The 21,847-nt window shown below is 69.4% G+C and carries 17 protein-coding genes, 2 tRNA genes and 1 pseudogene; 10 read left to right on the plus strand and 10 right to left on the minus strand.

Going from position 1 to position 21,847, the window contains the following annotated elements; all coding sequences use genetic code 11:
• Positions 1-3: 3 nt before the first annotated feature.
• On the minus strand, positions 4-1,035 hold the full coding sequence (locus NDR87_RS29375) for a LacI family DNA-binding transcriptional regulator (RefSeq protein ID WP_251941251.1): 1,032 nt from the start codon (positions 1,033-1,035) through the stop codon (positions 4-6).
• Positions 1,036-1,041: 6 nt separating this feature from the next.
• Positions 1,042-1,446: a TIGR03618 family F420-dependent PPOX class oxidoreductase gene (locus NDR87_RS29380; protein WP_251917057.1), complete on the minus strand. Its 405-nt coding sequence runs from the start codon at positions 1,444-1,446 to the stop codon at positions 1,042-1,044.
• Positions 1,447-1,538: 92 nt separating this feature from the next.
• Between NDR87_RS29380 and NDR87_RS29385 the strand changes: the two genes are divergently transcribed.
• Genes NDR87_RS29385 through NDR87_RS29395 form a run of 3 tightly spaced genes read left to right on the plus strand, consistent with a single transcriptional unit; the run spans position 1,539 to position 4,319 of the window.
• Positions 1,539-2,549, plus strand: a complete 1,011-nt coding sequence (locus NDR87_RS29385) for a sugar ABC transporter substrate-binding protein (protein WP_251917055.1) — start codon at positions 1,539-1,541, stop codon at positions 2,547-2,549.
• A gap of 4 nt (positions 2,550-2,553) precedes the next feature.
• The gene (locus tag NDR87_RS29390) at positions 2,554-3,537 is read left to right on the plus strand and encodes an ABC transporter permease (RefSeq protein WP_251917053.1); all 984 of its coding nucleotides are present in this window, start codon (positions 2,554-2,556) and stop codon (positions 3,535-3,537) included.
• Positions 3,534-4,319: an ATP-binding cassette domain-containing protein gene (locus NDR87_RS29395; RefSeq protein WP_251917051.1), complete on the plus strand. Its 786-nt coding sequence runs from the start codon at positions 3,534-3,536 to the stop codon at positions 4,317-4,319. Before NDR87_RS29390 ends, NDR87_RS29395 begins: the two co-directional genes overlap by 4 nt.
• Before the next feature lie 17 nt (positions 4,320-4,336).
• Here the strand turns inward: NDR87_RS29395 and NDR87_RS29400 are convergent, their stop codons facing one another.
• Complete coding sequence (locus NDR87_RS29400; RefSeq protein ID WP_251917049.1) at positions 4,337-5,368, minus strand: NAD(P)/FAD-dependent oxidoreductase; 1,032 nt, start codon at positions 5,366-5,368, stop codon at positions 4,337-4,339.
• A gap of 81 nt (positions 5,369-5,449) precedes the next feature.
• Between NDR87_RS29400 and NDR87_RS29405 the strand changes: the two genes are divergently transcribed.
• Together NDR87_RS29405 and NDR87_RS29410 are read left to right on the plus strand one after the other, a co-directional pair.
• Positions 5,450-6,034, plus strand: a complete 585-nt coding sequence (locus tag NDR87_RS29405) for a helix-turn-helix domain-containing protein (RefSeq protein WP_251917047.1) — start codon at positions 5,450-5,452, stop codon at positions 6,032-6,034.
• Between the two features lie 66 nt (positions 6,035-6,100).
• Entirely contained in the window at positions 6,101-8,146 is a 2,046-nt protein-coding gene (locus NDR87_RS29410) for a glycosyltransferase family 39 protein (protein WP_251917045.1), read from the plus strand.
• On the opposite strand, the gene NDR87_RS29415 is transcribed toward NDR87_RS29410, so the two are convergent.
• Both NDR87_RS29415 and NDR87_RS29420 read right to left on the minus strand, forming a co-directional pair.
• Positions 8,147-8,222 (minus strand) — tRNA-Gly (locus NDR87_RS29415). It lies immediately after the preceding gene.
• A gap of 65 nt (positions 8,223-8,287) precedes the next feature.
• The gene (locus NDR87_RS29420) at positions 8,288-9,298 is read right to left on the minus strand and encodes an LLM class flavin-dependent oxidoreductase (RefSeq protein ID WP_251917043.1); all 1,011 of its coding nucleotides are present in this window, start codon (positions 9,296-9,298) and stop codon (positions 8,288-8,290) included.
• A gap of 289 nt (positions 9,299-9,587) precedes the next feature.
• Between NDR87_RS29420 and NDR87_RS29425 the strand changes: the two genes are divergently transcribed.
• A complete protein-coding gene (locus tag NDR87_RS29425) occupies positions 9,588-9,980 on the plus strand; it encodes a hypothetical protein (RefSeq protein WP_251917041.1) in 393 nt (130 codons plus the stop codon).
• On the opposite strand, the gene NDR87_RS29430 is transcribed toward NDR87_RS29425, so the two are convergent.
• The 3 genes from NDR87_RS29430 to NDR87_RS29440 all read right to left on the minus strand — a co-directional run bounded on the left by NDR87_RS29430 (position 9,934) and on the right by NDR87_RS29440 (position 13,712).
• Positions 9,934-11,715: a thiamine pyrophosphate-requiring protein gene (locus NDR87_RS29430; RefSeq protein WP_251917039.1), complete on the minus strand. Its 1,782-nt coding sequence runs from the start codon at positions 11,713-11,715 to the stop codon at positions 9,934-9,936. The two genes, NDR87_RS29425 and NDR87_RS29430, sit on opposite strands and share 47 nt — an antisense overlap.
• Before the next feature lie 114 nt (positions 11,716-11,829).
• On the minus strand, positions 11,830-12,267 hold the full coding sequence (locus NDR87_RS29435) for a nuclear transport factor 2 family protein (RefSeq protein WP_251917037.1): 438 nt from the start codon (positions 12,265-12,267) through the stop codon (positions 11,830-11,832).
• A gap of 74 nt (positions 12,268-12,341) precedes the next feature.
• Complete coding sequence (locus tag NDR87_RS29440) at positions 12,342-13,712, minus strand: NAD(P)/FAD-dependent oxidoreductase (RefSeq protein WP_251917035.1); 1,371 nt, start codon at positions 13,710-13,712, stop codon at positions 12,342-12,344.
• Positions 13,713-14,159: 447 nt separating this feature from the next.
• On the opposite strand from NDR87_RS29440, the pseudogene NDR87_RS29445 reads away from it, so the two are divergent.
• Positions 14,160-14,342: pseudogene (locus NDR87_RS29445) on the plus strand (cytochrome P450); the annotation flags it as partial.
• 301 nt (positions 14,343-14,643) lie between these two features.
• Here NDR87_RS29445 and NDR87_RS29450 read toward each other — a convergent pair.
• Positions 14,644-14,717, minus strand: a tRNA-Arg gene (locus NDR87_RS29450).
• Between the two features lie 186 nt (positions 14,718-14,903).
• Between NDR87_RS29450 and NDR87_RS29455 the strand changes: the two genes are divergently transcribed.
• Together NDR87_RS29455 and NDR87_RS29460 are read left to right on the plus strand one after the other, a co-directional pair.
• Positions 14,904-16,943 carry a cytochrome c oxidase assembly protein gene (locus tag NDR87_RS29455; protein ID WP_251917031.1) on the plus strand — a complete coding sequence of 680 codons (2,040 nt, stop codon included), beginning with the start codon at positions 14,904-14,906 and terminating at the stop codon, positions 16,941-16,943.
• Positions 16,940-17,896, plus strand: a complete 957-nt coding sequence (locus NDR87_RS29460; RefSeq protein ID WP_251917029.1) for a threonine/serine dehydratase — start codon at positions 16,940-16,942, stop codon at positions 17,894-17,896. Before NDR87_RS29455 ends, NDR87_RS29460 begins: the two co-directional genes overlap by 4 nt.
• A 1,125-nt stretch (positions 17,897-19,021) precedes the next feature.
• On the opposite strand, the gene NDR87_RS29465 is transcribed toward NDR87_RS29460, so the two are convergent.
• Entirely contained in the window at positions 19,022-21,055 is a 2,034-nt protein-coding gene (locus NDR87_RS29465; RefSeq protein WP_251917027.1) for a CocE/NonD family hydrolase, read from the minus strand.
• Positions 21,056-21,196: 141 nt separating this feature from the next.
• On the opposite strand from NDR87_RS29465, the gene NDR87_RS29470 reads away from it, so the two are divergent.
• Positions 21,197-21,835, plus strand: coding sequence for a TetR/AcrR family transcriptional regulator (locus tag NDR87_RS29470; RefSeq protein ID WP_251917025.1), 639 nt, complete (start codon positions 21,197-21,199; stop codon positions 21,833-21,835).
• Positions 21,836-21,847: the final 12 nt, after the last annotated feature.

The raw sequence follows: 21,847 nt of genomic DNA on the forward strand, positions 1-21,847 counted from the left end.
TGGTCACCCCCCGTCGGGGGCGATTTCCCCGGAGCCGCGGGGGAGTAGGCGGGTGGGGATCACCCGGTGGCGGGGTGGGGAGAGGTCGCCGTCGACGCGGGCGAACAGGATTTCGGCGGCGGTGCGGCCGATGACGCTGGGGTCCTGGGTGATCGCGGTCAGGGCGGGGGCGAGCAGTTCGGCCAGCGGCAGGTCGTCGAAGCCGACGAGGGCGACCGTGCGGGACAGGCCGAGCCGGCCGATCGCGCGCAGCGCGCCGACGGTGACGAGGTTCTGGGCGCTGAAGATCGCGGTCGGCGGATCGGGGCGGGTGAGCAGCGCCGTGGTGGCGGATTCGGCGGCCGCGGGGGAGTGCAGGTCGGCGCGCACCAGGGCGGGGTCGAGGGGGACGCCGGTGTGGGCCAGGCCCTCGACGTAGCCCGCGTAGCGTTCGGCGGCGGTCCAGATCGTGCGCAGGTCGCCGAGGTAGGCGATGCGGCGATGGCCCTGGGCGGCAAGGTGTTCCACCGCGCGGCGGGCGCCGTCGCGATTGTCGGCGGTGACGCTGTCGATGTCGAGGGCGGGACGGCGGTCGACGAAGACGATGGGGGTGCCGCGGCTCTGCTCCTGCAGCAGCATGGCGTGGTCGGTGCCGACCGGCATGACGATCAGGCCGTCGACGCGGCGCGACAGCAGCGCGTCGAGGACCTCGCGCTGGCGGCCGGGATCCTCGTCGCTGCTCACGGCGAAGACCAGGGTGCCGCGGCCGTGCGCGACATCCTCGACGGCCCGATGCAGGGCGGAGGCATAGGGATTGGCGACGTCCATCAGGACCAGTCCGATGGCGGCGGTCCTCTGGCCGTGCCCGCGCAGCGTGCTGGCGGCGAGGTTGTGGCGGTAGCCGAGCATGGCCGCGGCGTCGGTGACCCGGGTGGCCAGCGCCGGCGAGACACCGTTCTCGCCGCGCACCACCCGGGACACGGTCTTGATGCTCACCCCGGCGAGGGCGGCCACCTCCCGCATGGTGGCGCGCCGCGGGCTCCGGGCGCCGGACAACGGTGTCTACCGGAGTCGTTCCACCGTCCCGGGTTTCGCGCCGACGGTGAGGATCTTGTCGGGCACCACGCGCACCACGACGCGGACCTTGTCGGGGGTCTCGGCGCGGAACGGGGCGCCGGTGTACTCCACCGACAGCGAGTCGATCAGCTCGCGCCCGCCCTGTTCGGTCAGCTCCGCGCGACCGCGCACCTCCACATAGTCGCCGTCGGCCTCGACGAGGATGCTGACGTGCGGATCGCGCTCCAGATTGGTGTATTTGCGGCGGTCCTTCAGGGTGGAGAAGTAGACCGCCTCGTCGTCTGCGCGCACCCACACCAGGCTGGTCTGCGGGGTGCCGTCCGGCTGGACCGTGGCGACCACGCCGTAATGCGGTGCGGCGAACAGTTTTCGGACCTTCTCGGCAAGCATGGGCACATCCTATGACAGGCCCCTGGACGTGAGGTGGATCACGTTCTATCGTCATGACAACGTTGTCTGACGCAACTTTTCGCAGGAGCACAATGATGTCCTCTCGTGCCGTCCGCTTCACCGCCGCCCTGGCCGTCGCCGTCGTCACCCTCACCGCCTGCGGCAGCGGCTCCGGCGACAAGATCACGGTGGGTCTGATCACCAAGACCGACACCAATCCGTTCTTCGTGAAGATGAAGGAGGGCGCGCAGCGGGAGGCCGATGCGGCGGGCGTCGAATTGCTCACCGCGGCAGGAAAATTCGACGGCGACAATGCCAGTCAGGTGACCGCGCTCGAGAATATGGTGGCCGCCGGGGCGAAGGGCATTCTCATCGCCGCCAGCGACACCAAGGCCATCGTGCCCGCGATCGAGAAGGCTCGCGCCAAGGGCGTCCAGGTCATCGCGCTGGACACGCCCACCGAGCCGCGCAGCGCGGTCGACGCGCTGTTCGCCACCGACAACTTCGCCGCCGGGCAGCTGATCGGCAAGTACGCCAAGGCCGTTCAGGGCGACCGACCCGCGAAGATCGCGATGATCGATCTCAATCCCGGGGTGACCGTAGGTGTGCTGCGGCACAACGGATTTCTGTCCGGCTACGGCGCGGCGCAGGCCACCCCGGAGATGACCCAGGACGTCTCGGCCCCGAATGTGGTGTGCGCCCAGCCCGCTCAGGGCGACCAGGCCAAGGCGCAGACCGCGATGGAGACCTGTCTGCAGAGGGACCCGGACATCAACGTCGTCTACACCATCAATGAGCAGTCGGCGCTGGGCGCGTACACGGCGCTGAAGACCGCGGGCAAGGAGAACGGCGTCCTGGTCGTCTCGGTCGACGGCGGCTGCACCGGCGTGCGGGCCGTGCAGGAGGGCAAGATCGCGGCGACCTCACAGCAGTATCCGCTGAAGATGGCCTCGCAAGGCGTTGCGGCGGTAGTGGATTTCGCCAAGAACGGAAAGAAGACCTCCGGCTACACCGACACCGGCGTCACGCTCATCACGGCGAAACCACAACCGGGCGTGGAATCCAAGGACGTGCGGTACGGCCTGGACAACTGCTGGGGCTGAGCCGATGACCACCACTTCCGCCGCGCCGAAGCCCTCGGCGCTGACCCGCGTGGTCGCCCTGCCGAACTTCGGCCCGGTCGCCGCGATCGTCCTCGCCGTCGCGTTCTTCGCCGCCCAGTCCGACCGCTTCCTGACCGGCGGCAACCTCTCGCTGATCGTGCAGCAGGTGATGGTGGTCGGCACGCTGGCGATCGGCCAGACGCTGATCATCCTCACCGCCGGAATCGACCTGTCCAACGGCGCGGTCATGGCGCTGGGCAATATCGTGATCACCAAGCTGGCCGTCGATTCGGGCGTGCCGCCGCTGGCGGCGATCGCGCTGGGGCTGGCGTTGACGGCCGGATTCGGTTTGCTCAACGGTTCTTTGGTGAGTCTGCTGCGGCTGCCGCCGTTCATCGTCACCCTCGGCACCTACGGCATCGCGTTCGCGCTGACCCACATCTATTCCAAGGAACAGACGATCTCGGGCCTGCCCGGCGCACTCACCTTCTTCGGCAAGACCTTTCCCGTCGGCGACACCGATATCACCTACGGATCGGTGGCGATGCTGGTGCTGTTCGGTATCGCCTGGTATGTGCTGCGCCAGACCGCGGCCGGGCGACACGTCTACGCGGTGGGCAACAATCCGGAGGCGGCGCGGCTCACCGGAATCGACACGCGCCGCGTGCTGCTCGGCGTCTACACCGCCGCGGGCCTGATCTACGGGCTGGCGGCGCTGCTGCTGGTGGCGCGGACCGGGGTCGGGGATCCCAACGCGGGGCAGACCGACAACCTCGACTCCATCACCGCGGTCGTGCTCGGCGGGACCAGCCTGTTCGGCGGGCGCGGCAGCGTGATCGGCACGCTGCTGGGGGCGTTGATCGTGGGCATCATCCGAAATGGGCTGCAGCTCATGGGAGTCGCCTCGATCTATCAGACGCTGATCACCGGCGTGCTGGTGATCGCGGCGGTGGCGATCGATCAGTTCAACCGGGGGAGGCAGAAGTGAGCGAGCCGGTGCTGCGGGCGACGGGGTTGGTCAAACGCTTCGGGCACGTCACCGCGCTGGACGGCGCGGACTTCGATCTGTATCCGAACGAGATCCTGGCGGTCATCGGCGACAACGGAGCCGGGAAATCCACTCTGATCAAGGCGCTTTCGGGTGCGCTGGTGCCCGACGAGGGGGGGATCTTCCTCGGCGGCAGGCGGGTGCGGTTCCGGCGGCCCATCGATGCGCGGCGGGCGGGCATCGAGACGGTGTATCAGGATCTGGCCGTCGCGCCCGCGCTGGACGTCGCCGACAATCTGTTCCTGGGCCGGGAATTGCGGCGGCGGGGCCCGCTCGGATCGGTGTTCCGGCTGATCGACAAGGAGCGGATGATCCGAGAAGCCCAGCAGCACATGGCGAATCTGAAGATCGGCATTCGGTCGATGCGCCAACCGGTGGAGACGCTGTCGGGCGGACAGCGCCAGGGCGTGGCGGTGGCGCGCAGTGCGGCGTTCGCCCGGCATGTGGTGATCATGGACGAGCCGACCGCGGCGCTGGGGGTGAAGGAGACCGGGATGGTGCTCGATCTCATTCGCGAGGTCCGCGACCGCGGTCTGGCCGTCATCGTCATTAGCCACAACATGCCCAATGTGTTCGAGATCGCCGACCGGGTGCACATCCAGCGGCTCGGGCGGCGGGTGGCGGTGATCCGACCGCACGAATTCTCGATGTCCGACGCCGTCGCCATCATGACCGGCGCGATGGCGGGCACCGAGGTGGACGACCATCGCGTCGGGGAGTGAACCGGCCGGGTCCCGAATCAGCGTTGGGTGGGCAGCAGACCGTGCCGGTGCGTGCCCAGGACCTGGTCGCTGACCTGGGCCTCTAGCTCGGCCGAGAAGCCGGTGCGCCGACTCCGCACCGCGGCGCGCACCTCCGCTGCCACCAGATCGGCATTGATCTGGGCCGCCGCGGCCGCTCCCGCCGCGGCGGCCGCACCCACCTGCGCGGACGGGTCGGTGACATTTCCCGCGGCCCAGACGCCGGGGATCTCGGTCCGGCCGGTGGGGTCGGCGGCGATGAATTCGCCCGCGCCGCTGGGGTGTTCGATCGGATACAGGCCCAGGGTGGCCAGGAATTCGGCGCGGGCGGTCATGCGCGGCCCGACCGCGAGCGCCTCGAGGGCGACGATCCGCCCGTCAGCCAGCCGCACCCCGGTCAGCCGGTCGTCGGTGACCAGCACCTGCGCCACCGCACCCTCGACGATGCGGATGTCGCGCGCCGCCAGCTGTTCGGCCTGCTCGCCGGTGGGCGGCGTGGTCTGGGCGAGATAGACGACCCGGTCGCTCAACTGTCGAAACAGCTGTGCCACATGCCCGGACAGCGGGCCGTTGCCCAGCACGCCGATGACCCGGTCACGGACCTCCCATCCGTGGCAGTACGGGCAATGCAGGACGTCGCGTCCCCATCGCTCGCGCAGGCCCGCGATCTCGGGCAACTCGTCGATCAGTCCGGTGGTCACCAGCAGCCGCCGCGCCCGGACCGATCGACCGTCGGCCAGTTCGACGACGAATCCCGCCTCGTCCCGGGCCGCCGTCACCACCGCGCCGTCGATCACCCGGCCGCCGTAGGACGCCACCTCGGCACGTCCGCGCGCGAGCAGTTCGCTCGGCGGCATGCCGTCGCGTGCGAGCAGACCGTGCACCCCGTCCGCCGGGGCGTTGCGCGGCGCGCCCGCGTCGATCACCAGTACCGAGCGCCGGGACCGGGCCAGCATGAGCGCGCCGTTCAATCCCGCCGCGCCGCCGCCGATCACCACCACGTCGTATTCGTCGTTCCACTGTTCGGTCATTCGGACCACCTCCATGCCCCGACCATGCGGGCGACCGGGCGAATCCGGCAAGGAAGTTTGCCGAAGTGGCAAAATCAAAGGATGGACGACATCGATCGGGCCCTCGACGCGGTCGGTCCCCGACTGCGCGAACTGCGCCGGCAGCGTCGCACCACGCTGGCCGAATTGTCCGCGGCCACCGGCATTTCGGTGAGCACCCTCTCGCGCCTGGAATCGGGCGCGCGGCGACCCACCCTGGAACAGCTGCTGCCGCTGGCCCGCGCCCACGGCGTCACCCTCGACGAACTCGTCGACGCACCGGAGACCGGTGACCCGCGGATTCATCTGCGCCCGGTCACCCGGCACGATATGACCATGGTCCCGCTGACCCGGCGAGCCGGTGGGATCCAGGCGTACAAGATCGTGATCGGACCGGACGACCGCCCCCGCACCCCCGAACCGAAGACCCACGAGGGTTACGAGTGGCTCTATGTGCTCGACGGTCGGCTGCGCGTCGTCCTCGGCGAGCACGATCTGGAGCTGACCCCCGGTGAGGCCGCGGAATTCGACACCCGCGTCCCGCACTGGTTCGGCGCGGCCGACTCCCGGCCGGTCGAATTCCTGGTCCTGTTCGGTAAGCAGGGTGAACGCGCGCATCTGCGGGCCGCACCGAAGCAACGGGGGTAGCGGCTCCCAGCAAATACACAGCCACGACACAGCACCGCGCCACGCGGCGGCGGCACGCTCGGCGAGATGAGTGTCATGCTGTCCGAACCGACTGTCGTCGAAGCCACGCCGCCGGTCCGGCGTGATCGCCGCGCCTGGTCGCTGGTCGCGCTGCTGGTCGCGACCGCGGCCCTGTACCTGTGGAATCTCGGTGCGAGCGGCTGGGCGAATCAGTTCTACGCGGCGGCCGTGCAGGCCGGATCCACCAGTTGGAAGGCAATGCTGTTCGGTTCCACCGACGCGGCGAATTCGATCACGGTGGACAAGACGCCGGGCGCGCTGTGGGTGATGGACATCTCGGCGCGGCTGTTCGGATTCGATGCGTGGAGTCTGCTGGCGCCGCAGGCACTGGCGGGCGTCGCCGCGGTGGCGGTGCTGTATGCCGCGGTGCGGCGGGTCGCCGGGCACGGCGCGGGGCTGCTCGCCGGGGCGGTGCTGGCGTCGACCCCGGTGGCGGCGTTGATGTTTCGCTACGACAATCCGGACGCGCTGCTGGTACTGCTGCTGACGGTGGCGGCCTACTGTGTGCTGCGGGCCACCGAAAAGGACGCCGCGGCCCGGTGGTTGCCGCTGGCCGGGGTGGCGATCGGATGCGGTTTCCTCACCAAGATGATGCAGGCGTTCCTCGTGCTGCCCGCCTTCGCGCTGGTGTATCTGCTCGCGGCCCACGTTCCGTGGCGGGCGCGACTGCTTCGCTCGGTGGGCGCGGTGCTGGCGGTCGTGGTGTCGGCGGGCTGGTATCCGGCGCTGGTGGCGCTGTGGCCCGCGGACTCGAGGCCCTACATCGGCGGCTCGCAGCACAACAGCGTGCTGGAATTGGCGTTGGGCTACAACGGTTTCGGGCGCATCACCGGCAACGAGCCGGGTGGGCTGGGCAATACCGATTTCGATGCCGGATGGGCTCGGCTGTTCGGTGATCAGATGGGTGGTCAGATCGCCTGGCTGCTCCCCGCGGCGCTCGTACTGGGCGTGGCCGGGCTGTGGGCGCTGCGCCGCGCCCCGCGCACGGATGCCGCGCGGGCGGCGCTGCTGCTGTGGCTGGGCTGGTTGGTGGTCACCGGCGTCGTCTTCAGCTTCGCGGGCGGCATCCTGCATCCGTACTACACGGTCGCGCTCGCACCCGCGATCGGCGGTTCGGTGGGGATCGGTGCGGCGCTGATGTGGCGGCGGCGCAGCGATATTCGCGCCGCCGCGGTGTTGTCGGGTGCGGTGCTGCTCACGGTGATCCTGGCGTGGGTGCTGCTGCGGCGGACGCCCGAGTGGCTGCCGTGGCTGGGCCCGGCGATCGCGGTCACGGGGGTGGTGGCGGCGGTCCTGCTGCTGGGTGTCGGCCGGATGCCGCGCCGGGTGGCGATCGGTGCGGCGGCCGTGGCCGTCGTGACGAGTCTGGCTGCGCCGGTCGGGTATTCCGTTGCGACCGTAACGACCTCGCACGGGGGTCCCATTCCCACTGCCGGGCCGCCGGGGGCAGGGTGGGGCCACTTCCGTCTGGGGAAGGCGGGTGGCCCGTGGGGTGGCCGGAATCCGGGCGGAGGCGGCAATGGGGCTAATCCCGGTGGCGGCACAGGTGTTTCGGGTGGGAATAGTCCCGACGGCGGGAGTGGCGCTCCCGGCCATGGCGGTGGCCGAGGGGATTCCGGTGCGAGCAACGCCGTGCCCGGCCCGCACGGTGCTCCGGGAGACGGGATGGGCGGCGGCCCGATGGCCGGACTGTTCGGTGCCGCCGAGCCCGGTGCGAATATCGTTGCGACGCTGGAGAAAGACGCCGACGAATACACCTGGGCCGCGGCCGCGGTGGGCTCCAACAGCGCGGCGACGTATCAGCTGGCGATCCGGTACCCGGTCATGGCGATCGGGGGTTACAACGGCACCGATCCGTCACCCACTCTGGAGCGGTTCGAATCCCTTGTGGCGCAACACAAGATCCACTACTTCATCGATGGGCAGACGATGGGTGGCAGGCGGGGCGGCTCGTCCGGTGGCAGTGATGCGGCCCAGCGGATCGCGCAGTGGGTGCGGTCGAACTTCGCCGCCCGCACAATCGACGGTGTGACGGTCTACGACCTCGGGTGATGGAGCGGATGACGGGATTCGAACCCGCGACCCTCACCTTGGCAAGGTGATGCGCTACCAACTGCGCTACATCCGCATTTCGCCGTCCGGCGGCGAGAAGAAACAATAGCCCATGGGTGCCGAAAACCGCGAATCGCCTGTTCAGCCGACCGGCTGCGGTGTCAGCGCGGCCAATCGGGCCAGCCGCGCATGCGATTCGAGGCGGGGGTCGCGGTCGAAGGTGCTGGTGTGCACGAGGATCTCGTCCGCGCCGGTGCGGGCGATCAGCCGCTCGAGCGCCTCGGCGACCGCGTCCTCGGTGCCGTGGATGTGGCCGCGCAGGGATTCGTCGAAGATGCGGCGCTCCCGCGCGGACATCTCCGCGGGCCGCACGGTCTCCGGGGGCACCAGCACCGGGAATTCGCCGCGGGTGCGGGAGTAGGCGGCGGCCCACGCCTCGGGGATCAGCAGCCGTGCGGCCTCGGCGTCGGAGTCGGCGATCAGCACCGTCGAGGACACCATCACGTAGGGCGCCGCGCCCCACGGGGTGGGCCGGAACTCCTCGCGATACCGCTCGATCGCCTCGACCATCGCATCCTCACCGCGCACGGCCGCGATGACCAGCGGCAGGCCGAATCGCGACGCCCGCTGCGCGCCGGAGCCGGTGGCCAGCAGATAGGCCGGGATCGGCAAACCCTCGGTGGGCCAGGCGTGCACGCCGTCTCGGCCACGCGCCAGATAGTCCAGCAGCTCCGCCAGCTGAGCGTCGAAGGCGTCGGCATCGCCGGTGTCGTGGCCGAGCGCGCGCCGCACCCCGCCGGTGAAGCCGACCGAGCGGCCCAGGCCCATATCGATCCGCCCGGGAAACAGCGACTCCAGCACGCCGAACTGCTCGGCCACCACCAGCGGTTGATGATTGGGCAGCATCACCCCGCCGGTGCCGACCCGGATCCGGGAGGTCGCCGCGGCCACGGCCGCCGCCAGCACGGTCGGGGCGGAACCGGCCACGCCGGGCACGCTGTGATGCTCCGACACCCAGAACCGGTGATAGCCCCACCGCTCGGCCAGCCGCGCGAATTCGACGGTCTCCCGCAGGGCCGCCGGATGACTCTGCCCCTGCCGGACCCGGGACCGATCCAAAATCGAGAATCGAACGGCGCGCAACGAACTCATGCCGGAAACAACGCTTCGAGCCGAGGAGCATTCCAGCGCCGCGCCCACCAGCGAAAACCTGACAGAAAATTTCGTTCAACCGATCGGTAAGGCGGCCCTGTCCGGAAATCGTTAAGTCGCACTAAACGCACATGGTGTGACTCGCCCTTGTTCTAACGATGTGCTCGGGGGGAAGATGCAGGTGGATGTGTATGCGGCAGGTCGGGGAGGCGGTTCCGCAGCGCATCTGAGAATAAGTTTCAGCAAGGCAATCTGCGCCCGGGGACGCGCAATGGCAACGGGAGGGCCAATGATCGTGCTGTCCGCCGTGATCTCCGTGCTGCTCATCGCAGCCGTGAGTGTGGCGTGCTGGTGGCTCGCGCACAGCGAGGAGTACGCCGAAGACCTCGATCTACCGCATCGAGTCTGCGCTCGGTGCCTGCTGGACGGCATCGACCGTCCGGTCGTCGAGGACCTGTCGGAACGGATCACCCGCTGCGGCCGCCGCGCCTGCGCGACCCTGGGCGAGGCCGAGGAGCAGGCGTGGACCGAGGCCCGGCCCGCGCCGGTCGAGGCTCCTGTAGAGGCTGCTCCTGTCGAGGCCGAGGCGCGCCCTGCTGTCGATCCGGTCAGGGCCTGCCCTGCTGTCGATCCAGTCAGGGGCGAAATTCCTGCAGCTTGGTCTTCGCACCCTGCACCATGAGGTGCCAGGCGTTGGGATCGCCGCGCAGGATCGCCTTGCCCATATCCCTGATCTGCTCGGAGGTGGCGTGCGGCGGGATCGGCGGCACCTCCGGATCGGTATGCACATCGATCAGGGTCGGCCGGTCGGCCGACAGCGCCTGCCGCCACGCGTCGGCCAGCCGGTCGGGATCGTCGACGGTGATGGCGTCGAGCCCGAAACAGCGGGCCAGGTCGGCATAGGACACGTCGGGAAGGTTCTGGGACTCCTCGAATTTCGGGTTGCCGCCCATGGCGCGCAGCTCCCAGGTCACCTGGTTGAGGTCGTTGTTGTGCAGCACGCACACCACCAGCCGCGGGTCCGACCACAGCTCGTGATAGCGGGCGATGGTCATCAGCTCGGCCAGCCCGTTCATCTGCATCGCCCCGTCGCCGACCAGCGCGATGGCCGGGCGAGCCGGTTCGGCGAACTTCGCGCCGATGGCATAGGGGACCGCGGGACCCATCGTGGCCAGCGTGCCCGACAGCGAGCCGCGGATCTGCCCGCGGAAGCGCAGACAACGCGCGTACCAGTTCGCGGAGGAGCCGGAATCCGCCGTGACGATGGCATTTTCGGGGATCTGCCGGGACAGCTCCCACACCACCCGCATCGGATTCACGGGTTTGGCCTCGACCATGGCCTGCTGTTCGATGGTATGCCACCACTGTTCGACATTCTTCTCGACGGTCTCCCGCCAAGACCGATCGTCCTTGCGCCGCAGTTGCGGAATCAGCTGGGCCAGTGTGGCTTTGGCGCTACCGACCAGATTGACCTCGGTGGGGTAGCGCATGCCGATCATCGCCCCGTCCAGATCGATCTGCACCGCGCGCGCCTGGCCGAACTCCGGAAGGAATTGGGCGTAGGGAAAATTCGACCCGACGATGAGCAGGGTGTCGCAGTCGCGCATCAACTCGTAGCTGGGCCTGCTGCCGAGCAGACCGATGGGACCGGTGACGTACGCAAGATCGTCGGGCAGCACATCCTTGCCCAGCAATGCCTTCGCCACCCCGGCGCCGGTCAGCTCGGCCACCTCGACCACTTCCCGGGCGGCCTCGCGGGCACCCTGGCCGATCAGGATCGCGACCCGGCTGCCCGCATTGAGCACCTCGGCCGCGCGCCGGATCTCCGCCTCCGGCGGCACGGTCGTCGAGGGCAGCGCGCTCGGCGGGCTGGAGGGCACGTGCTTGAACTCGTGTTGCGGCGGCTGGTAATCCTCCTCCTGCAGATCGGAGGGGATGATCACCGCGGTGGGGGAGCGGCGGGTCATGGCCGTGCGGAAGGCGCGGTCCAGGGCATTGGGCAGCTGGCTGGGGACGTTCACCTCGACCAGATAGTCCGAGGCCACATCCTTGAACAGCGCCTGTAGGTCGACCTCCTGCTGGTAGCTGCCGCCCATCGCACTGCGCGCGGTCTGACCGACGATCGCCACCACCGGAACGTGGTCGAGTTTGGCGTCGTAGAGCCCGTTGAGCAGGTGGATCGCGCCCGGCCCCGAGGTCGCGGTGCAGACGCCGACCCGGCCGCTGAACTTGGCATAGCCGGTCGCCTCGAAGGCGGCCATCTCCTCGTGCCGGGCCTGCACGAACCGCGGCCGATTGTCGGCCCGCCCGAACGCGGCCACCAGCCCGTTGATGCCGTCACCCGGGTAGCCGAAGACCTGATCGACCCCCCACTCCCGCAAGCGCTGCACCACGTGATCCGCCACCTGCATCGACATCGACTCCTCCTGCTCGTTGGTGCCTTCGTCGTTCGCGAGGTGCCCGGTTCGGACATGGCCAAACGTGATTGTCGGATTGCGCACAGCGGGGCCGATGGTCCGGCTGCGCCTGCGCTACCCCGCCGGTGGGGTCAGGAACATATAGCTCTTCTCCTGCGCGCGCCGGGTGATGCGCCAGCGGCCATCGACGCGGGCGAAGGTGTCCAGGTACCACAGTCCGTTCAGCATGAGGGTGGGGCGGCCGTCGGGTCCGGAGACGAGCATGGGGTTGTGGCATATGCTGCGGGCCGTGGCGGTGTCGCCGTCGACGGTGATCGACGAGTTGCTCACCAGATGTTGGTAGGCAAGGAAATTCGGCAGCACTGCGGCCAGGAAGCGTTTGGTCTCGGCCAGATCGCCCGCCGGGCCGCCCATGGCGGTGTAGTCGATGTGGGCGTCGGCGGTGAAGATCTCGTCGAGCAGCTCCCACCGACCGGCGTCGACCGCGTGCGAGTACCGCACCATCAGGTCCTCGATCTCCAGCCGGTCCGAAATCTCCTGCAGGGACAGCATCTTCGCCTCCGAGTCGCCGCGCGTGCAGACCATGTCATCAGGAATCGGCGGCGCGGGCCGGTGATTCGGCGAAATCAGTGCAGCTCGTTCAGCGTCGCCTCGATGGCGCGATGGAAGGTCGGGTAGGCGTAGATCATCTCGTGCAGCGTGGCCGTCGGCACCCGGGCGTGCACGGCGAGGACCAGGGCGCCCAACACCTCACCCCCGGTCGGGCCTACCGAGGTCGCGCCCACCAGCACGCCGCGGTCGGCGTCCTCGACCAGTTTGATCAGACCCGCATTGCCCGCCTTGTGAATCCAGCCGCGCGTCGAGGCGGTCAGATCGGTGACGGCCGTGCGCACCCGCAGCCCGGCGGCGCGCGCCTGGGCCTCGGTCATGCCGACCGCGCCCACCTCGGGATCGGTGAAGGTGACCCGCGGCACCGCGTGGTACTGCCCGGATTCGGTTGCGGTGCCGAGGATGTCGGCGGCCGCGATACGCGCCTGGTACATCGACATATGGGTGAACGCGCCGTGTCCGGTCACGTCGCCGACCGCCCAGACGCCCTCGGCGGCGCGCATATGCTCGTCGACCTCGATGCCGTGGGCGCGCTCATCCAGCCCGACCGCGCCGATTCCCAGCGCCGCCAGATCGGTGCGCCGCCCCGTCGCCACCAGCACCTGCCGCACCCGCAGCGGCTCGCCCTCGCTCAGGTGCACGGTGAACCACTCGCCGTCGTATTCGACGCGAGTCGTCTCGACCCCGCTGCGGACCGAAATGCCTTCCGCGGCAAACGTCTTCGCTACCAGCTCGGCCGCCTCCGGCTCCTCCTTGGGCAGGATGCGGCTGCGCACGACCACGCTGACCCGCGCGCCGAACCGCGAGAACACCTGGGCGAACTCCATACCCACCGGCCCGCCGCCCAGTACGAGCAGCGATTCCGGCACCGCGGTCGCGGCGACGGCCTCGCGGTTGGTCCAGTACGGCGTCTCGGCCAGCCCCTCGATCGGCGGAATCGCCGGGGCGGTACCGGGATTCAGCACGATCGCCCGGGCCGCGCGGAAGGAGCGCGGGCCCTCCGCGGTCTCGACCGTGACCTCCCCGGGCGCGGAAACCCGCCCCCAACCGCGCACGAACCGGCCACCGGCCTTCTCGAATCGCTCCACCGCGACCGTATCGTCCCAGTTGTCGGTGGCCTCGTCGCGAATCCGCGCGGCAACCGGCCCCCAGTCCGGCCGCACCTGCGCCGCGCCCGCCAGCTCCCCGACCCGCCGCGCCTCGGCCAGCGACTCCCCGGCCCGCACCATCATCTTCGTCGGCACACAGGCGTAATACGGACATTCCCCACCCACCAGCCGCCCCTCCACGCCGACCACCGCGAGCCCCGCCTGCGCCAGCCGGGTGGCGAGGTCCTCGCCGCCCGGTCCCATCCCGATCACCACGGCATCCACGGTCTCGATCGACATAGCGTGCTCCTCCTGACGGCTCGTCGGTGGGTGTGCCTCCCGGGGTCATGCTTTCACGCGCGAGTGCTGAGGGGGTGGAAGCCGGGTGATCTCGCACAGGCTCGATAACGCCTCCGGCAGCGGACGCATGCGCCGGGTTCGGCCTTTCGAGTCTCCCGATCGGCCAGATCCGCTGGGCGGCAAGGAAGATCATCTCAACGACCGAACACTTTCCCAGGGCTCGAGGCAGACCGATCGCCATCACCGGTGCTTCCAGTCCTACTCTGGCGCTTCCGCATCCCAAACATCGCGACCCCCTGTTCGGTGATGCCAAGGCCATCGATCCTGCCCGCCCGACGCAGAGCGAGTCCGAGCTCGCGCGCGAACTCGGACCGATCTACGAGTTGATGTTCGGTAGCGACTACCGGTTGGTCGTGGTGACCGGAACAGAACTCGCGCAGCACCGGTCCCAAGGACCTGCTCGATCTGATGCTGACCACCGTCGATCCGGACACCGGTGCGACGCTGCCCGCCGAGAACATCGCCTACCAGGTCGTATCCTTCCTGCTCGCCGGGCAGGAGACGACCGCGGGCACACTCGGATTCGCCCTGCACTTCCTGATGCACCGGAGAATCTGTACGCGACGCTGAATGGCCTACCGCCTGAGCGACAACGGGATGGGATCAGACGGCCCAGGCCGTCGACCAGCTTCGCCGCCAGCGCCTCGGCCAGCTCCGCTCCATTTCAGCACGGGCAGAGCGTTGCCCCAGCGCACTGGCGGATGCCGGGGGGAGGAGGGATGCCATGACAGCGGCCGCGCGAGCGTGCGACGGGCGATGATCCACCGCGGCCCGGCCGATGTCGCCCGAACGGGAAAATCCCTTCTTGTTTGAGCGTGGCGTGCGAAGGGTAAGGGTTAGTCACCAGCGTTGTCGCTGGTGACACGTCGAGCGCCCCCGGCAGGAATCGAACCTGCGACCTAGGGATTAGAAGGCCCTTGCTCTATCCAACTGAGCTACGGAGGCAAAGCAGGCACCACACACCATGCCGCGTTCGCGGCACGGTGTCCAGCGAGTTGATTATAGCGACCGTCCAGCTCAGTCCTGGCTCCCGTCGAGCAACCGACACGCCCTGTGATCCACCCGACAGGAGCGGCGATGACGGTCAGGGCGGGCCGTCGGGGGTGGTCCGGCCGAACTAGGCTGAAACCCATGTCGTCACCGCAGGACCCGTCCGTCGAGTCTGAAAGCCAGGCCATCCGGTCGGAGTCCGCGGCGATGTTCCCGGTGCTGACCGCCGTCGCGATCGCGGTCGCGGCGCTGGTCGCGCCGCTGGTGGTCGGACTGTCGGCGGCGCGGGCGCTGACGTTGCTCGGCATCCCGGATCCGGGACCGCTGACCACCTACGGCCTGCCCGCGGTGCGGGCGATCGCCGACCTGTCGGGAGCGTTGGCGATCGGGTCGCTGCTGTTCGCCGCGTTCCTCACCCCGCCGCAGAGCGACGGACTGCTCGACCTCGGCGGCTATCGGGCGCTGCGGCGCGCGGGGATCGCGGCGTTGGTATGGGCGGTCGCGGCCGTGCTGCTGGTGCCGCTGACGCTGTCGGACACCACCGGGCAACCGGTGGGCAGCATCCTTCGGCCGGAACAGGTTTGGCAGGCGATCGGCAAGGTGGAGGTCGCGGGTTCCTGGCGGGCAACGGCTTTCATGGCCGTCGTTCTGGCCATCGGTTGCCGGTTGGCGTTGCGCTGGGGCTGGACTCCGGTGTTGTTCGGCTGGTCGGTGTTGTGCCTGCTGCCGGTCGCGCTGACCGGTCATTCGTCCTCCGGTGGTGCGCACGACATCGCGACCAACAGCCTGATCCTGCATCTGGTCGCGATGGCGGTGTGGGTCGGCGGGCTGTTCGCGGTGCTGGCGCACGCGGTGCGCGGCGGGCGGCACACCGCGCTGGCGGCGAGCCGCTTCTCGCTGGTGGCGGCCGGTGCGTTCGCGGTGGTCGCGGTGAGCGGTGTGCTCAACGCGTGGGTGCGGGTGCCGTGGGGTGATCTTTTCACCACCACCTACGGCCGGTTGGTCGTGGCCAAGGCGGTGGCGCTGTGCGTGCTGGGTGTGATCGGATTCGTGCAGCGGCGCAAGGCGATTCCCGCCTTGGCGGCCGACTCGCGGGACCGGGCCGCGCTGATCCGCTACGCCGGGGTGGAGGCGCTGGTGTTCGCCGCGACCGTGGGCCTGGCCGTGGGCCTCGGGCGCACCCCGCCGCCGGAGCTGCGCCGGGTGCCCTCGCCCGCCGAGGTGGAACTGGGCTACGACCTCGCGGGACCGCCGACCGTGGCGCGCATCCTGTTCGACTGGCGCTTCGATCTGATCTTCGGAACGCTGTCTGTCGTGCTCGCGGTGTTGTATGTGGCCGGGGTGCGCCGACTACGGGGTCGCGGAGACGCCTGGCCGATCGGTCGCACGGCGGCGTGGCTGTGCGGTTGTGCGGTGATGTTGATCGCGACCAGTTCCGGTGTGGGTCGCTACGCCCCGGCGATGTTCAGCGTGCACATGGCCCAGCACATGCTGCTGTCGATGCTGGCCCCGATCCTGTTCGCGCTCGGCGGCCCGGTGCTGCTGGCGCTGCGCGCGCTGCCCGCGGCGGGACGCGAGGCGCCGCCCGGGCCGCGGGAATGGATCTTGGCCGCCGTGCACAATCCGGTGTCGCGCTTGCTGACCCAGCCGGTGATCGCGTCGGCGGTGTTCATCGCCGGGTTCTACGCGCTGTATCTGGGCGGCATCTTCGACCGGGTGGTGGACGAGCACGGCGCGCATCTGGCGATGAATCTGCACTTTCTGGTGTCGGGCTACCTGTTCTACTGGGTCGTGTTGGGTATCGATCCCAAACCCCGTCAGGTGCAACCGCTGACGCGGGTCGGCATGGTGTTCGGCTCGCTGCCGTTCCACGCGTTCTTCGGTGTGGCGCTGATGAGCATGACCACCGTGATGGGCGGCTGGTTCTATCGTTCGCTGGGTCTGTCCTGGAATTCGGATCTGCTCGGCGATCAGCACACCGGCGGCAGCCTGGCCTGGGCCAGCGGCGAGATCCCGCTGGTGGTGGTGATGGTGGCGCTGCTGGTGCAGTGGTCGCGCAGCGATACCCGGCTCGCGCAGCGGCTGGACCGCGCGGCCGATCGCGATCACGACGCCGCGCTGGCCGCGCACAACGCCATGTACGCCGAGCTGGCCAAGCGAGACCGGGGGGCCGGGCGGTGACGGACACTCCCGCCTCCCGGAAGGTGCGGCGGCTCTATCGCTCCGACGTCCGGGCGGCCAAACTGCGCCTGGGCGGCCGGACCCGGGTGACGCCGGTGTTCCACACCGAGGTCAGCGGTCCGCACGGTCCGGTCAAGGTGAGTTTCAAGCTCGAATATCTCCAGCACGGCGGCACTTTCAAGGTCCGCGGCAGTCTCAACGCGCTGCTCGAGTCCCGCGGCGACACCCGCCCGGTGGTGATCGCCTCCGGCGGCAATGCGGGCATCGCGGCGGCCCTGGCCTGTGCGCTGGAGAACCGGCCCTGCACCGTCGTGGTGCCCGAATCCGCGCCGCACACCAAGGTCGCGGCCATGTGGGCCTACGGCGCCGAGGTGCTTTGGCACGGAACCACCTACGCCGAGGCGTACCGCTTCGCCGACGAGCTGACCGGTGAGCGCGGCGCGATCCAGCTGCATGCCTACGATCTGCCCGCAGTGGTGGCTGGTGCGGGGGTGGTGGGCCTGGAAATCGAACAGCAGGTGCGTGGACGCCAGCCCGTGCTGGTGGCGGTCGGCGGCGGCGGACTGGCCGCTGGCATCGCCGCCGCGCTGGGTGCCCGCGGCCGGGTGGTCGGCGTGGAACCCAAGGGCGCGCCGACCCTGCATTCGGCCCTGGCCGCGGGCCGCGCCGTCGACGTCCACATCAACAGCATCGCCGCGGACGCGTTGGGCGCCACCAGGATCGGCCGCATCCCCTTCGAGATCGCCCAGCGCTACCGGATGGCTTCGGTGCTGGTGACCGACGACGCGATCGCCATGGCCCGCGAATATCTGTGGCGGGAGTTCCGGATCATCGTCGAACCGGCGGGCGCGACCGCACTGGCGGCCATTCAGAGCGGGGCATATGTGCCCGAGCCGGACGAACGGCCGGTCGTGGTGCTGTGCGGGGCGAATACGGACCCGACGACGCTGTAGGAACCGGCCGGTGATGGCGCACCGGGGTCGCGAACCGCGGCGCCGATCCGGGCGGGAACTGCCGCGCCAGCTCGTCGAGCCGATCGCGGATGCGCCGAATCCGCTTGTCCGGCGTGATCTTCGGCAGGAACGGCGAGACCGACAGCGATGCCGGGCGGGCGGTCGCGGGCGTCCCCACCTCGAGATTGCTCAGGACACCGCAGAGTTCGCGCCCGTATCCCAGATCCACCGCCGTCCGGTCGGCACGGTATTCGGCCCGCTCGAGCAGCGGCGCCAGCGCCCAGGCCGCGAGTTCGGGGAGCAGCCGCAGCAACAGCGCGGGCAGCAGGCCGACGATCACCGTGGCCGCCGCGACCGTCGGACACGCCACGAGCACCCGGCTGAGCACGGTCCAGGCGGCGGAGAAGATCCGCGCGCAGCGCGCGGGCAATCGCTGCGCGATGGCATCGCCCACCGCGCGCGGTCCCGGCAGCAGCGCGTTCTCGACCGCGACCAGCGGGAAGTTGTAGTAGCGGAACACCAACTGCCACAGCGCCGCCCGCCCCTGCGCCCGCTGACCGATCTGATGTGCCAGCACCGCCTCCAACTCCCGGGGGCGCAGCCGCGGCAGCGCGTCGGCGGGTGCGGTGATCATGCGGTCGGGCACCGCGAAATCCCGATCGGATTCCTGCAGCCACAGGGTGTAGTCGGCGGCGCGCATTCCGGCCGCGCGAGTCACGTTGTCCCAGGCCGTGAACAGCGCGTGCCGTTCCGCACCGACCGGCCTGCGTAGGCCGAACAGATGCAGCGGCCATCGGCCCGCCGCACCCGCGAAACACAGTCCGCCCCACAGCGCGCACAGCAGAAACCACGCCGCGGGCAACGCGCCCGGAGTCGCCACGCCGAGCAGCAGTCCGAGTCCGTAGAGCAACAGGGTCATCAGCAGCGCGGACGGGAGCGCCGACAACGTTGACACGAGCCATGCCCGCATCCGATCCGCAGTCGATCGCCGGGTGATTGCGGGTCCGCCCGGATGGTTCGTCTTCGCGATCACTTCGGAGGCCACACCCGACAGTACAGCGAATCGAGGCTGGTCCGCCGCCAACGGGAATTTTTGTTAGGTTGCCTAAACTCGAGGTCCGCGGGTCACCACCCCGACCCGCCGATCGGAACGTTGACGAAGCTCGGCTGGTCCGGGTTCAGCTCGAGGTGCTGGGGCGCGAGGCGGCTGTCGACGAGGATGGGCATGAGGGCCATACCCTTGGGAAAGTTGCTCGCGTACACGTCGACACGCAGCCGGTGTCCCGGCTGGAGGACGGCGTCGGTGGGGGTCAGCCCGATGTCGAGCACGGTCGGTGCGCCGGGGGTCAGCGGCTGTCGGCTCTCGAAGGTGAGTTTCGGATAGGGCACGGTCAGATCGCCGTTGGCGGAGCGCTCGCTCTTGGCCGGGTCCAGCGCGCGCAGCGACGCGGTGAGCTGCCCGGTGGCCAGTACGGTCGAACGCCCGTCGGGGGCAACGTCGTTGAGGGTGGCGCTCCAGTAGCCGTCGATGGTGTCGAGCACGGTGTTGAGATGGACGTTGACCGGTCCGGAGATCAGGGTCGGCTCCGCGACGGGTGTGCTGGTGAAGGTCAGGCCGTTGAGCTCCTGCGGCCGGGCATCGTTCGTGCATCCGGACAGCAGCACGGTCAGGCCCGCGGTGCCCACGGCCGTGTCGTTGGAACAGATGCTCGTGATGCCGGGCCCGATCGTCAATCGTTGCGGCGCGGTCGTGTTCGCGGGTGTGAGGGTGCCGTCGTGGACGCTGGTGGCGGTCGTGCCGCTCGGCGCTCCGTTCAAATACATCCGCCGGTATTCGACCCCCGCACGCGGGTAGCGGTCGGTGCTGGTCCAGCCGCCGCCGAGCTGTTCGCTCGTGATCGGGCCGAAGGTGTCGATGCCATTGTCGATTCCCTTGAGCCACCGGTCGAACCAGGCGCGCTGCAGGACGTCCAGGCGCGGCGGACGGCCCGGCTTCCCGAAATCGATGCCCGGATTGAGGTGGTACGTATCGCCCATCAGGAGCTGCTTCTGCCCGGGCGGCAGCGGAATGCGCTGGTAGATGGACGGTTGGGTATTGGTGAACACATCGTGCCAACCGCCGACCACGAAGGTCGGAATCCGGATGCGCTCGGCTTCGGCCAGCATGCCGTCGCGCAGCGGACTGGGCTCGCTGAGCACCGACACCAGATTGTCGGGCATTCGGCTCGAATCGAGCGTGGTCAGCGCCGCGATCAGCATGTCGAAGAAGGTGAAGGGGCTGGCGACCCGGTCGGCCAGCCACTTCCAGTCGAACCGGCCCTGTGCGGCGGCCATCAGGTCGGGCAGCAGCTTCGACAGATTCACCGCCGTCAACCAGCCAGGGGTGAACGCGACGTTCAAACCGCCACCGGGAGCGAGGATGTCGCGCATCAGATCGCTGCCGGGCTCGACGGGGAAGATCGCCTTCAGCGCGGGCGGCTGTTCGTCCGCGGCCTGGATCTGATTGACCGCCGAATACGACACCCCCGTCATGCCGATATTGCCGTCCGACCAGGGCTGGTGCGCCGCCCACTCGATGACCTCGACGGTGTCCTGCTGTTCGCGCGCGCCGAAGAACGACATCGTGCCCTGGGAGAAGCCGGTGCCGCGCACATCGACGACGACCTGGGTGTATCCGGACCGGATGAGGTTGCGGTCGACGGTGAAGTTGCGCGGTAGGCCACCGCCCAGCATCTTCGTCAGGTCGGTGACGCCGTCCAGCGGGGTCCCGGACAGGTCGAAGCGGCGGAACAGCTCCACCAGCGCATCGGAGAGCACCGGGATCGACAGCGCCGAATCCGCCAGCATGGACGCGAGTTTCGTGTAGGGGGTCAGATTCACCAGTGTCGGCGTCGGGGTGTCGACGGGGCGGCCGGCCGCGTCCGCGGGTCGATAGACGTTGGCCTTCAATATCGTTCCGTCGCTCATGGTCAGGGGGACGTCCCAGTCGATGTGCACGTTCGGATGCGGTGGCGGGGCCGCGTAGCTGGCAGCCCAGGCCCTGCCGAACTCACCGCCGTCCGGATCCGCCTGCGCCAGAACGGCATACGACGAGGTGATGATGAGGGCGATGAGCGCGGCGAACAGCCGCCGCGGGCATGTGAAGGGTCGAGATCGCATCGGACTGCCCGGCTTCCTGCGTGGCGGCGTGTGCCCGCATATAAAAGAGAATGGCTGCTTCCTTAATGTAAAGTGGGCTGGGTCACAGTGTCAACGCGGTGGGCGCGCGGCCCTCGGCGCCGCGCGAGGCAGGATAGGAACGTGACCCAGGACCAGGTTTCGCGCCCCAAGCGCCGCACTCAGCAGGAGCGGCGAGCGGCCACGGTGGCCAAGCTGATCGACGCGACGATCGATGCGATCAGCGAGCTCGGTTACCACCGCACGACGATCCAGGAGATCTGTGAGCGTGCGGGGCTGTCGGTCGGCGCGATGTTCCGCCAGTTCGACGGCCGCTTGGACTTGATCGTCGCGACCGCGCAGGAGATCGTCACGCGGCAACTGACCACCTTCCGAGCCCTGCTGGCCGAGGTCGGCGACGGTGACGACGCGCTTCGGGTGGCGTTGCGGTTCATGCGCGAGGCGCAGCAGTCCAAGCCGAATGTCGCCCTGCGTGAGGTCTTCATCGCGGCGCGCTCGGATCGGGAGCTGCATGCGCGGATCGCGCCCGCCGCGTCCGGGTACTACGACGCGATCATGGCCGAGGCGGAGCGCTCGGGGGTGATGCGGCGCTTTCCCGAGCACGTGCGCGAGCCGCTGTTCTTCACCGTGCTGCACGTGTTCTCGGGTCAATCGGTCGTCCGGGCCATCTATGACCGCCCGGACCTGGACGAGTCGGTGCTGGAGTTCGTCTACGACCTGCTGACCACCTACGCCGGGACAGAGGGCCCCGCGCGAATGTGACCGTTGACACGT

Origin of the sequence: Nocardia sp. CDC159, from assembly GCF_023740735.1 — a bacterium.
GTDB lineage: Bacteria > Actinomycetota > Actinomycetes > Mycobacteriales > Mycobacteriaceae > Nocardia > Nocardia pulmonis.